Source organism: Spirosoma jeollabukense, from assembly GCF_054777855.1.
This window is the reverse complement of the sequence record NZ_BAAHAD010000011.1, coordinates 154,075-166,348: the sequence shown is the minus strand read 5'-3', so window position 1 is coordinate 166,348 and position 12,274 is coordinate 154,075. Positions and strand designations below refer to the sequence as shown.

Annotated in this window: 9 protein-coding genes and 1 pseudogene; 1 reads left to right on the top strand and 9 read right to left on the bottom strand. The window is 48.5% G+C overall.

Annotation, left to right across the window (positions count from 1 at the left end; all coding sequences use genetic code 11):
* Positions 1-18 precede the first annotated feature (18 nt).
* Complete coding sequence (locus ACYVEA_RS28245; protein ID WP_461116769.1) at positions 19-600, bottom strand: peptidylprolyl isomerase; 582 nt, start codon at positions 598-600, stop codon at positions 19-21.
* Positions 601-865: 265 nt separating this feature from the next.
* Here ACYVEA_RS28245 and ACYVEA_RS28240 point away from each other — a divergent pair, with 265 nt between their 5' ends.
* On the top strand, positions 866-7,255 hold the full coding sequence (locus ACYVEA_RS28240) for an alpha-2-macroglobulin family protein (RefSeq protein WP_461116768.1): 6,390 nt from the start codon (positions 866-868) through the stop codon (positions 7,253-7,255).
* A 108-nt stretch (positions 7,256-7,363) separates the two neighbouring features.
* Here the strand turns inward: ACYVEA_RS28240 and ACYVEA_RS28235 are convergent.
* The 8 genes and pseudogenes from ACYVEA_RS28235 to ACYVEA_RS28200 form a co-directional block, all read right to left on the bottom strand.
* Positions 7,364-7,675 (bottom strand): annotated as a pseudogene (locus ACYVEA_RS28235) (Rid family detoxifying hydrolase); the annotation flags it as partial.
* A 152-nt stretch (positions 7,676-7,827) separates the two neighbouring features.
* Positions 7,828-8,163, bottom strand: coding sequence for a phage holin family protein (locus ACYVEA_RS28230; RefSeq protein ID WP_461116767.1), 336 nt, complete (start codon positions 8,161-8,163; stop codon positions 7,828-7,830).
* An 84-nt stretch (positions 8,164-8,247) separates the two neighbouring features.
* Entirely contained in the window at positions 8,248-8,856 is a 609-nt protein-coding gene (hisIE, locus tag ACYVEA_RS28225; RefSeq protein ID WP_461116766.1) for a bifunctional phosphoribosyl-AMP cyclohydrolase/phosphoribosyl-ATP diphosphatase HisIE, read from the bottom strand.
* Between the two features lie 16 nt (positions 8,857-8,872).
* Entirely contained in the window at positions 8,873-9,673 is an 801-nt protein-coding gene (trpA, locus tag ACYVEA_RS28220) for a tryptophan synthase subunit alpha (protein ID WP_461116765.1), read from the bottom strand.
* 81 nt (positions 9,674-9,754) lie between these two features.
* Entirely contained in the window at positions 9,755-10,954 is a 1,200-nt protein-coding gene (gene trpB / locus ACYVEA_RS28215) for a tryptophan synthase subunit beta (protein ID WP_461116764.1), read from the bottom strand.
* Between the two features lie 5 nt (positions 10,955-10,959).
* Positions 10,960-11,352, bottom strand: coding sequence for a PIN domain-containing protein (locus tag ACYVEA_RS28210; protein ID WP_461116763.1), 393 nt, complete (start codon positions 11,350-11,352; stop codon positions 10,960-10,962).
* Positions 11,349-11,564, bottom strand: a complete 216-nt coding sequence (locus ACYVEA_RS28205; RefSeq protein ID WP_461116762.1) for a hypothetical protein — start codon at positions 11,562-11,564, stop codon at positions 11,349-11,351. The genes ACYVEA_RS28210 and ACYVEA_RS28205 overlap by 4 nt, the downstream gene beginning before the upstream one ends.
* A 55-nt stretch (positions 11,565-11,619) precedes the next feature.
* Positions 11,620-12,264, bottom strand: coding sequence for a phosphoribosylanthranilate isomerase (locus ACYVEA_RS28200; protein ID WP_461116761.1), 645 nt, complete (start codon positions 12,262-12,264; stop codon positions 11,620-11,622).
* Positions 12,265-12,274 lie beyond the last annotated feature (10 nt).

Sequence of the window (12,274 nt, the reverse complement as noted above, 5' to 3'; positions counted from 1 at the left end):
TTTGCTACGGATTCAGGGCTACTTAACCAGGTAGCCCTGTTTTTTTAATTCGGCGGCCGTCAGATTCAGTACGTTCACATCCAGCTTAATTGGGTCGAAAGGCTTGTTTGTCGAGTCCGATTTAACAGCAACGATGGCATCCACTACGTCCATTCCCTTGAAAACCTGCCCAAATACCGTGAATTTGTCGTCGAGCCGATGCTCGCCTTTCTTGTTCTGGACGATATAAAACTGGCATCCTGCCGACAGCATTTTGGGGTTATTGTCGCGCCCGGCTCCGACAGCTCCGTATACGTGGCGAATGGCTGGCCTGAACTCCGGGTCTAGTAAATAAGGTGATCCAGAAAACCCGGCTGGAGTATCTGGGCACCCACCCTGCGCTACAAAGTTGTTGATCACGCGATTGAAGGTGAGCGTATCCCAATAGCTTTGGTTAGCGAGTTTAATGAAGCTGGCTTTGTGGTTGGGCGTTTCGTCATATAACCAGAAAAGGATCTCCCCTTTGTTGGTCTTAATTTGCCCTATCTGATAGGTCTTCTCTACATTCGGCGGTGTTGAAAATGAAAGGAGGTATACGAACAGGAGTAGGATAGTTGGCATAGTGTTGATGAGTGAATATGTAGTAAGGGGTCAATATAAGCAGGTAAATATAGATTTGAGTGTGTAGGGTGTTGATTTGCACTGTGAAAATTATATCAATGCATGTACTTCGGGCTCAACCACTTGATTGACACTCGCACCTCTTTCTACAGTGTGCACTTCACAAGATTAAACCCTTGCGCCTAAATCAGAATCATAGTGGCGAGCGTTGTGGAAAAACAACTGTACTTTCATCTATCCCAACAACCTACCTGAGCAACAAGCTATGCATTCGTTTCTTTCAGTTTTTCTTGTCTTTATGGCATTGGCTGCTTCGGCTCAGAATAAGCCACAACCCGATTATGCCCGCGATTGGCGACGAGCTGATTCATTGGCATCCAGGGGGTTACCAAAATCGGCGCTGGAAATTGCCAACCGAATTTATAAAGAAGCAAGGGCGGCTAAAAATTACCCGCAGGTTGCCAAAGCGGCCATGCACCGGATGATTTTTCGGAGCTATTCGGATGAGAATGCGTACGTAGAACTAATTAAATCCATCAAAGCTGATATTGTAGAGACTCCCGAACCGGCGCGATCTGTTTTGCAGTCTGTATTGGCTAATAGTTATTGGCAATATTTTCAGCAAAACCGATATAAATTCTACAATCGGGCCATGATAGGACGGGCCACGACAGGCCGTGCTATATCTGGAAAAACAGCACTTAATAAACCAGAAAAAACAGCAGACTCGACGGCGGATTTTACAAGCTGGGATGCTCACAGATTGACTGATGCCATAACGAAGGCGTATCTGGCTTCGGTTCAGGAGAAAGCCCTTCTTCAAAAAACGCCCATTGCGGCCTACGATGCGTTGCTGGATAAAGGTGATGCCGATGCACGTCCACTACGTCCTACGCTCTATGATTTGTTGGCACATCGGGCCATCGGATTCTTTCAAAACACCGAACCCGACCTGCTGAAACCGGTCTTCAAATTTGAACTTGATCAACCTGATTATCTCGTCAGGCCAGACGTATTTATCAAGTTGACGATTCAAAGTCAGGATTCACTCTCGGGTCGTTATCAGGCGCTGCTTTTATATCAACAACTGCTGGCGTTCCATTTGGTAGATACCAGCCCTGATGCATTGGCCGACGCTGACGTACTACGATTAGCCTTTGTCTATCGGCATAGTGTTGTTCCCAAACGGGATTCGCTATACAAGCAAGCGCTTGAAAAACAGATTACTCATTACAAAGACAATCCGGCTGAAGCGGTATATGGGTATCAATTGGCCGAGTTTCTGGCTAATTATGGCGATCCGGTACGTCTGCTGGACGATGGCAATGAACCAGGTTCGGATCTGGCACCTGAGAAATCGTCTCGCTGGAATAAAAAACAAGCGGCTGACATTTGCCGGGATTTGATCAGGAGATTTCCTAAAACGCTGGCAGCCAGACAGGCTGCTCAACTTTTGGATCGATTATTATTGCCTACCTATTCACTTCAGGTTGAGCAGGTAAATGCACCAAAACAAGCCTTTCGTACCTTGGTGAATTACCAAAATGTACCTAAAATTCTGTACCGGATTGTGCGATTGAGCGCGTTGGAAATGCAAATGTATCGGGACAATCTTAACGATGACGACAAGAAGAAAAAACGATTCAGTACGTGGTTGAAATACCCGAAAGTAGTCGAAAATTCGGTTGCGTTGCCCGACGATGGCGACCTTAATCGACATTCAGTCGAGATACCACTGGTGGGTTTGCCAATTGGGCACTACCTACTGCTCGCTACAACAGACGAAAAATTTCAGGAGAAAACAGAAACGGTTCAATATGCACCATTCACGGTTTCGTCGCTTGGGTACGTATTGTTGTCTGCCAATACGCCTGAACAGGTGCAAACGATCTATGTAACAAACAGGCTAACAGGCGAACCCTTGGCCAACGCATCGGTGGCGTTGGTTAACGTAAAAACGCTGGAGCCTGTGAGGAAACCGAAGCCATATCAAACCAATACGAATGGCCTGATCAAGATTCCCGTGACCGATATGCCCGCTCAGACGAGCTTTATGTATCTGATTACGGCAGGTTCTGATACGTTACTTTCTACGCAGCAGTATCGGTACAATTATTACGGCGATCCAAATCCCGAACAGTCCCAAACGTATGTCAGGCTCTTCACCGACCGGGCAATCTACCGACCCGGCCAGCTGATATATGTGAAAGGTCTACTGTATGACGGTAAAGAGAATCAATTTGCGGTTGTTGCTAACCGCGATGTTGCTATTGAGTTTATGGATCAAAATGGCGAGCGACTGTCGAAACAAACGCTAAAAACCAACGAATTTGGTACGTTCGCTGCCACTTTTACGGCTCCCGTTGGGCGATTGACCGGAGCAATGAGTTTGCAAACAGAATATGGTGGCACGAGTGTTCGGGTGGAAGAATACAAACGTCCAACATTTGAGGTGAAGACTAATCCAGTAAAACAATCGTTTAAACTGGGTCAGACGGTTGCGCTAACGGCAGACGCGAAAACTTTTTCGGGGGCGGTTGTCGATGGAGCAGCGGTACGGTATCGGGTCGTGCGCAAGCTCCGGCAGCGATGGGATTGGTGGTATGTTCCCAGGAACACGAACCAAACTGAAATTGCCAACGGAACAACCCAAACGGATGTAAAAGGCAACATCAGCATTTCATTTACCGCGACGCCTGACCTTGAAAAATCCCGCGAGGACAATCCAATCTTTGATTTTGAGGTGACGATTGACGTTACCGACCGGGCGGGCGAAACACGTAGTGCCACCCAAACGCTACATATTGGCTACTCGGCGTTGCAGGCCAGCCTATCGATTCCTGCGCAGATTGAGATCGATAAGCCAACGACTTTTCCGGTAAAAATCACGAACCAATCGGGTGAGAACGTATCAGCAAAAGGGCAGTTGACTATTTATCGGCTGCAACCGCCAACTCGACTACTACGTAATCGCTTGTGGAGTCGGCCAGACCGCCAGTTTTTGAGCAAAGCCGAGTTTGAGAAATTGTTTCCGAACGATTTGTATGCGAACGAAAACGATCCTCGGTCGTGGTCCAAAGGTGAACGAGTGCAGCAGCAAACGATTACAACGCCCGCGGATTCGCTGATCAAGCCAGACCTGAGTCGCTACGTTCCCGGTGAATACGTAGCGGAATTAAGCGTTACGGATTCGGCGGGCGAAACAACCCGCGACAAATCCTATTTCGCCGTTGTGAACGACAAACAGCCCGTTGCCTCAGCCCGAGTTGACGATTGGGTACAAGTTCGTAAAGCCACCGCCGAACCCGGCGAAGAAGCCATTTTCTGGGTTGGAAATAGCCAACCGGGCTGGGTATTGATGACGGTAGAAGAAAATCACAAACTAATCCGGCAGGAATGGCTCAAGACTGACGGCAAGCCTCGTCGCGTTACGTTGCCCGTCACCGAAAAACTACGGGGTGGTTTTGCCGTTCATTTTGCCATGATACAGAACGGACGACTCTACCAGAAATCGCAGACCGTAACGGTGCCGTTTACCAACAAGCAACTTGCGATTGAGACACAAACATTCCGCACTAAACTCAAACCCGGTGAGCGCGAAGAATGGACACTCACTATCAAAGGTTTAGAGAAAACTCCTGCCGAGATGGTCGCTACGCTCTACGATGCATCGCTGGATGCCTTCGACCGACTGGACTGGCCTACGTCTATTTATCAACCCTATTCACCAATGTTCTACGGTTGGCAATCGGGAAGTTTCAACGCTCAATCAACCAATGCCCTTTTTTATCGCTACCAACCGGAGAAACCTGTTTCAATTCGTCAGTATGATCAGTTAGGGTGGTTTGGAATGCCTACCGATGGGGGGGCTCGCGGGTTCATTTTTCGCGAAGGAATAACCATTTCAGGATTAATAAGAGATAATAGCGGATCTGGTTTGCCAGGCGTGTCGATTCATATAAAAGGTACCAACTTAGGGACTAGCACCAATGCCAAAGGAGAATTCTCGTTGAAGGTTAACGCTGAAAAAATACCTGTCACATTATTATTTTCATTCATCGGTTATCGTACCCGCGACGTAGTCATTGATCAAAAATCCACTTCATTTACGATGATGACCGATAATCAAGCACTAGATGAGGTAGTAGTGGTTGGGTATGGGATAAACAAACTTCAGGGTCGGGTAGCTGGCGTAGAAATGGCTAAAGGAGGAGCATCTGCCAGAGCGATGGCTGCGCCAATGCAGGATAATATTGTTGAATTAAAAGAGGCCGTTGCAGCTGAAAAATTACCTGGCAGCGGAGGGCAGTCAACGAACTCGCCCCTAATCAATCCCCGCAGAAACTTCAATGAAACGGCATTTTTCCTGGCTCAATTCAAAACAGATAAGCAAGGGCGTGTTGTCCTAAAGTTTACGATGCCCGAAGCCCTCACACGATGGCGGTTGCTGACGTTCGCCCATACAAAAGACTTGAAAACCGGTACGTTGGAACGGGAGATTATTACTCAGAAAGAGTTGATGATCACGGCGAATGCCCCCCGCTTCCTGCGTGAGGGTGATTCCATTCGGGTAACGGCTCGCATCAATAATTTGAGTGAAAAGACACTATCGGCGACGGCGACCCTCAGTTTATTGGATGCGGTCACTGGTGAGCCCCTTAACCAGAAACTGCTACGTAGCAGTCTGCAAACTTCAGCGGCTATAGCCGCCGGTCAGGGACAGGTTGTTGGCTGGACGCTGGTTATTCCGGCGGGTCTCGAAACCATAACTTGCCGCCTGACAGCTCAGGCCGGTACGTTTACTGATGGTGAAGAATTTACGGTACCCGTACTACCCAATCGAATGCTCGTGACCGACAGCCAGCCGTTTTGGGTAAATGGGAAAGAAACGAAAGAATTTAAACTGAAACCACTTACAAGCCTGAATCCAGAACTGCCGGTGCAGCATGAGCGGCTAACGGTGGAGGTGACGAGTAACCCAAGCTGGTATGCGCTGCAATCGCTGCCGTACCTGATGGAGTATCGCTATGAATGCGCTGAGCAGTTATTCAGCCGACTATACGCCAATAGTCTGGCAACGCATATTGTTGGTAGTAAACCGGCCTTTAAACAGGTGATTGCAGAGTGGCAGAAAAATCCACCGCGCAGCCTACTGCAATCAAACGAGGAATTAAAAGCTGTTGCACTGGAGAACTCGCCCTGGTTAGCGGACGCTCGATCCGAAGCCGATCGGCAGGCAAAACTAGGCCAGCTTCTGGACCAGAATCGGATGGAAAGTGAGCAAGTTCGCGCCTTCGAGCAGCTTCAGCAGCTTCAGACGGGTGGGGGAGGATTCATTTGGTTTGGTGGAATGGAGCCGAACCTGTCAATAACCTTGCACATTCTCAGTGGATTTGGCCATTTGCAGAAATTGGGCGTTAAATTTCCTGATGAGCTACAGCCGAAATTAAGTGAAATGCAAACGAATGCAATCCGTTATGCCGATGCCGAGATAAAGCGATGGGTTGATGAACAGAAAAAGAATGATGAACAAAAGAAAAAAGTAATTGGGCCGTGGTATTTTTCGGCGACACAGTATCTCTATGCCCGAAGTTTCTATCTGGACAAGCCAGTCGATAAAGCCGTACTAGCTTACTTGAAGGAGCGCCTAGCTGATGAGTGGCTCAAGCAAAGTTTGCAGGGTCAGGCGCTGTCGGCACTAGCTTTGCATCGGTTTGGGGACCTGAAAACAGCCGGAGATATTGTTCGCTCATTAAAGGAACGGACCCGTGAATCGGAAGAGTTGGGAACATACTGGCCCGACAATATAAGCGGTTTATACTGGTATCAAACCCCCATTGAAACGCAGGCTTATTTGATCGAAGCGTTTGATGAAATAAAGCAGGATCGGGCTGCGGTCGATAACATGAAGCGCTGGCTCCTGCGCCAGAAACAAACCCAGTCGTGGTCATCGACTAAGGCCACAACCGAAGCCATTTATGCCTTGCTGCTACGTGGTAGCGACTGGCTCGGTACGGGCGTAAGCACGCAGGTGAGCTTAGGCGGACAATCCATCGACAGTCGCGTTACGAAGTCGGACGCAATCACAGGTTATGAAAAAGTGACGTACGTAGCTTCAGAAATCAAGCCGGAGATGGGTGTGATTCAGATCACGAAAAAAGCCGATGGTCCGGCCTGGGGCGCTTTATATTGGCAACATTTCGAGCCGCTGGATCGGGTGATGCCTGGTAGTGCGGGGCTTTCTATCCAAAAAACGCTATACGTTCAGCACGATTCACCTGCTGGGCCAATCATCTCACCGATAGCATCGCAAACGGCCATCAAACCCGGCGATCTAATCAAAGTTCGGTTGATTCTTAAAACGGACCGAGCAATGGAGTACGTTCACTTGAAAGATGGTAGAGCAGCTGGTTTTGAACCGATTGCCGTGTTGTCTGGCTATAAATACCGGAACGGCCTGGGCTATTACGAATCGCCCCGCGACGCCAGCACAGATTTCTTTATGAGCTACCTGCCCGTTGGAACCCACGTATTTGAGTACGATCTACGAGTGGCCCAAACCGGTGATTTTTCGGCGGGTGTGGCTACGGTGCAGTGTTTCTACGCTCCAGAGTTTTCTGCCCATTCCGCTGGAGAACGGGTAAACGTGAAGTAGTATGAGTGAAATAACGTAATGCGGGTGGAAACCCGCATTACGTTATTTCACTATTGCAATAGCTTCCAGCTCAATGCCAAACCCATAATGCAGAGGGGCACAAGGCACAACCGAACGGGCCGGACGATGGTCGCCGAAAAACTCCGCATATAACTGATTGACAGTCCCCCAGGCACTTATATCCGAAATAAAAACACTGACTTTTGCTACATTCTCCCGCTTGCTGCCAGCCGCTTTTAGAATAGCGTCAAGATTCATCAGGATTTGCTGCGTTTGCTCGGCGATGGTGGCATCGGTTAATTTTTCGCCAGCGGGTGTAATGGGCAGAATCCCAGAGACAAAAACCAGATCGCCATGGATGACGGCCTGCGAGTAATGTCCGCCCGGAACAGGCGCATCAGGGGTTTGAATAAATGTCATTTTAGTGTCTGGATAAAATTGAGCAGAAAATTTATCATTCACTTCGCTCGCACTTCCTAAACCTACGTAAAAAGTGCTATAACACCAGAAACGAAACGTGCCATAACTTCGATAGTTATGGCACGTTTGGCTATTGACCTTATGAAAATCGCTTAAATAATGGCGTCAATCAGGGCGGTAATAATGGAGACGACGAAACTGAATAGTAGCGCAGCAATGAAGCCTGAAACGTGAAAACTTGGAATCAGATAAGCTGTCAGGTAAACCATCAATACGTTAAGCACCAGCAAAAACAGGCCGAGTGTAATAACCGTAATCGGAATGGTCAGAATTGTTAGAACGGGCTTAATGAACGCATTAAGAAACCCCAGTACAATCGCTACCATTATGTACGTACCGGCACCGCCTGAAACAGAAACGCCGGGAATAAAATAGGCCGCGACCCAAACGGCTACGGCGCTAATAAGAATACGGATAATAAGTCCCATGAAAAAAGTGTGTTTGGTGAGCAACGCTGCGCAAACACCCTTTTGGTGCCTGCCAGTGTTGAAAAACAAACTGCAAACCTGAATCTATTGTTTTTGATGACGGGTCTGCAAGACAGCTATAATGTCATCCAGATTCATATTTTTCTGTTCCAGAAGCACCAGAAAGTGGAAAAGCAGATCAGCCGCTTCGCCTTTAAACAGGTCGTCGTTATCATCCTTAGCTTCAATGACCAGCTCCACCGCTTCTTCGCCAACCTTCTGCGCAATCTTATTTACGCCCCGATTAAACAGGGTTGTCGTATATGATTTCTCCGACGGGTTGATTTTTCGGTCGTGAATAATGCCCTGAAGGTAGTTCAGAAACTGGCCCCGTCCCTGATTGACCTCGTCAAAACACGTATCGGCACCTGTATGGCAGGTTGGTCCGGCTGGATTGGTTTTAATCAGTAACGTATCGCCGTCGCAGTCGATTAGAATAGTCTGGACGTGCAGAAAGTTATTGGAGGTTTCGCCTTTGGTCCAGAGTCGCTGCTTGCTTCGGCTGAAAAACGTCACCACGTTTTCAGCAACGGTTTTATCGTAAGCCTCACGGTTCATGTAGCCCAGCATCAGAACTTTACCCGTTTCGGCATCCTGAATTACGGCTGGAATAAGACCGTCGGACGATTTGTCAAAATTAATCTCGGAATTCATGCTGCAAAGGTAGTCGTTACGCCCGAATCGTTTCTACAAACGCCCGAATGCTCTCGGCTGACGTTCCCTTTTCGGCCAGATGCCGGATAAACGCACTACCCACAATAGCGCCGTTTGCGTATCGGCTGGCCATGTCGAACGTTTCGTGATTATTGATACCAAAGCCGATCAGCCGTGGATTTCGTAAATTCATAGCCTGAATGCGCTCAAAATAAGCCTCCATGGCGTCACTTACGCCTTTCACCGAGCCCGTAATGCTGGCCGACGAAACCATATAAATAAATCCATCCGACTCTTCGTCAACGTGTCGAATACGATCATCTGATGTTTGGGGTGTAATAAGGCTTACGTTGAGAATACCATATTCACGGAAGATCGGTGCATAGTCATCCAGGAATAAATCCAGCGGCAAATCGGGCAGAATTACGCCATCAACGCCTACTTCCTGACACTTTTTGCAAAAATTTTCGATACCAAACTGAAGTACCGGATTGATATACCCCATCAACAGAATTGGTACGGTAACTGGCTCACCGGACGTAGCGTTTCGGCAGTCGGCCAGTTGCGAAAACAGCGTTTTCAACGACATGCCATTGTCAAGCGCCCGTTCATTGCTCTGCTGAATGGTTTCGCCGTCGGCAACCGGATCAGAGTAGGGCATCCCGATTTCGACCAAATCGACACCAGCTGCCTGCAGGCCCCGCAGGATAGTCGTTGTGTCGTCGAGATAAGGGAATCCGGCGGTAAAATATACGTTTAGCAACCGCTCGCTTTTAGTCGCGAACAGGTCGGTAATGCGGTTTTGGGTAAGGGTCATAAATGTATCCACGGGCTTTAACCCGTAACTTACTGTATAACACGGGTTAAAGCCGAACGCGGCCCGGCCCGTGGGTACATTCTACAAATACTTCGAATAGGTACTTAAATCTTTATCGCCACGGCCTGACAAGCAAACCACCACTACGTCGTCGGGTTGAAGGTTCATTTTAGACAAGGCTGCCAATGCATGAGCCGATTCCAGCGCGGGAATAATGCCTTCAAGTTTGCTTAACTCGAAACCTGCCTGTAGCGCTTCGTCATCTGTTATGGCGTAGAAATCTCCCCGGCCGGATTCAAATAAGTGAGCGTGAAGCGGACCAATGCCCGGATAATCCAGTCCAGCCGAAATGGAATACGGCTCAATAACCTGCCCGTCTTCGGTTTGCATCAGAATGGTACGGCTACCGTGCAATACACCGGGTTTTCCCAATGCCGTTGTCGCTGCCGAATGTCCTGACGTAACACCCTGTCCTGCGGCTTCGGCTGCGACCAGACGTACCGACGGTTCGTTCAGATAATGATAGAAAGCTCCCGCTGCATTACTGCCGCCACCGACGCAGGCCACTACGTAGTCAGGATTCGAGCTGCCCGTTTTGGCAAACAGTTGTTTCCTGACCTCTTCCGAAATAACCGACTGAAACCGGGCCACCATATCGGGGTAAGGGTGCGGGCCCACGACCGATCCGATGATGTAATGCGTATCGACCGGGTTATTAATCCAGTGGCGCATGGCTTCGTTGGTGGCGTCTTTGAGCGTCTGACTTCCTGACGTTGCCGGAACGACCGTAGCACCAAGCATCCGCATCCGGTCAACATTGGGTTTCTGGCGTTCCATGTCGATGCTTCCCATGTAGACGATGCACTCCAGGCCTATCAGAGCACACACGGTTGCTGTAGCAACTCCGTGCTGACCAGCGCCCGTTTCGGCCACGATCCGTTTTTTGCCCAACCGCTGTGCAACCAGAATCTGACCAATCGTATTATTGATTTTATGGGCCCCCGTGTGGCAAAGATCTTCCCGCTTGAGGTAAATCGTAGCCCCAAGTTTCGCAGAGAGTCGCTGGGCGAGAAACAGCGGAGTTGGCCGTCCAACGTAGTCTTCGAGTAATTGCCAGAACTCGGCCTGAAACGCTGGATCGGCAATGATGCTGAGATAATTCTGGCGAAGCTCTTCCACATTCGGGTAGAGCATTTCAGGAATGAACGCTCCACCGAAGTGGCCGTAAAAGCCTTTATCTGTAACCTCAAAAGAGGTCTGGGGTTCAAGAGTGGTTTGCATGATTATCAATGCTTTACTAAGCGCAATCCTAAAGATGGAAGATGGTCGAAGTCGTTATCGGTAGTGTGTAACTCCATATCTAAATACAGCGCAGTAGCTGCAATCCAGAGATCATTTTTGCCCATGTTCCGGGCGGAAGATTTAAGCGGTGCTGTTTTGAGTTTTCCCTGGCTGTAGGCATCAAGCTGGGTATATACTAGGATGATGTCAAATTCAATATCACCAATTGGGTATCTATCAATCAGATATCGCATAAAATCTATTTTCTGTGCACCCCAGTCAGCTTTTAAGGAAAATGCTTCTAGTTCACCAACAACCACGATTGGTATAATGGTTTGAACTGGAGGTAAGCTACGTTCACGAATGTGGCCAATCAGAAGGTTCGCATCATAGATCATACAGCACCTTTGTCGCCCTCGGCCAGTAATTCATCCATCCGTCGGTTTTCTTCTTCAGTAAATTCAGGGAACTCTAGTAAGAATGGATCGTGTACAGCTGTTGCTTCTTGAAATCGTTCAACACCCCAACGCTTAATATCGCTGGGCTTGTAAATATTTAGCTGTCCCTTTTTCATGGGTGGAATATGCTCTAGCTCTTTCGTCGTTTCCATCAGCGCTGTTGTTTAGTCACATAACACGATTAATCGCTTGGCAGTTGCCAAATTATTATACCGTTTCTTCTTCTTCAATCGGCCGCAGGCGGGCAATGAGTTCCTTTACTTTTGCTACGTCTTTTACGCCCGGCGACGTTTCTACCTGACTGTTGACATCCACACCGTACAGTTTCATTCCTTTTAAAACCGCCAATAAATTGAGGTTGTCCAGGCCGATGCCGCCACTAATAAAAAATGGTTTCTCATTGTCATATCGGCTCAGGATACTCCAGTCGAACGTAACGCCATTGCCGCCGGGTTGATCACCTTTGGCGTCGAAGAGAAAAAAGTCGCACTGAGCTTTGAAATTATTCAGCATCGAAAAATTGAACGACTCATCGACCCGAAACGCTTTGATAATGTTGATGCCCCGATTACGTAGACTCCGGCAATACTCCGGCGTTTCGTTGCCGTGCAGTTGAACGTACTGGAAATCATATTTCTTCACACTCCGCAGAATATAATCCGGGCTGGCATTGACAAAAACACCGACCTTTCGAATTGAGCGGGGCAAGGCTTTCACCACATCCGCATCTAACTCGTCGCCAACAAAGCGGGGGGACTGGTCATGGAAAATAAATCCAACGAAGTCAGGACCAAGGGCGGCAATCTCTTTCAGGTTGTCGGCATCACGCAGACCGCACACTTTGATTTTCATGGCTGTACAA

Excerpts from the sequence above, each read along its gene's own strand:
- ACYVEA_RS28240 (WP_461116768.1), top strand. The coding sequence starts at position 866 with ATGCATTCGTTTCTTTCAGTTTTTCTTGTCTTTATGGCATTGGCTGCT.
- ACYVEA_RS28245 (WP_461116769.1), bottom strand. The coding sequence starts at position 600 with ATGCCAACTATCCTACTCCTGTTCGTATACCTCCTTTCATTTTCAACA.
- ACYVEA_RS28230 (WP_461116767.1), bottom strand. The coding sequence starts at position 8,163 with ATGGGACTTATTATCCGTATTCTTATTAGCGCCGTAGCCGTTTGGGTC.
- ACYVEA_RS28200 (WP_461116761.1), bottom strand. The coding sequence starts at position 12,264 with ATGAAAATCAAAGTGTGCGGTCTGCGTGATGCCGACAACCTGAAAGAG.
- trpA (WP_461116765.1), bottom strand. The coding sequence starts at position 9,673 with ATGACCCTTACCCAAAACCGCATTACCGACCTGTTCGCGACTAAAAGC.
- ACYVEA_RS28205 (WP_461116762.1), bottom strand. The coding sequence starts at position 11,564 with ATGGAAACGACGAAAGAGCTAGAGCATATTCCACCCATGAAAAAGGGA.
- ACYVEA_RS28210 (WP_461116763.1), bottom strand. The coding sequence starts at position 11,352 with ATGATCTATGATGCGAACCTTCTGATTGGCCACATTCGTGAACGTAGC.
- hisIE (WP_461116766.1), bottom strand. The coding sequence starts at position 8,856 with ATGAATTCCGAGATTAATTTTGACAAATCGTCCGACGGTCTTATTCCA.
- trpB (WP_461116764.1), bottom strand. The coding sequence starts at position 10,954 with ATGCAAACCACTCTTGAACCCCAGACCTCTTTTGAGGTTACAGATAAA.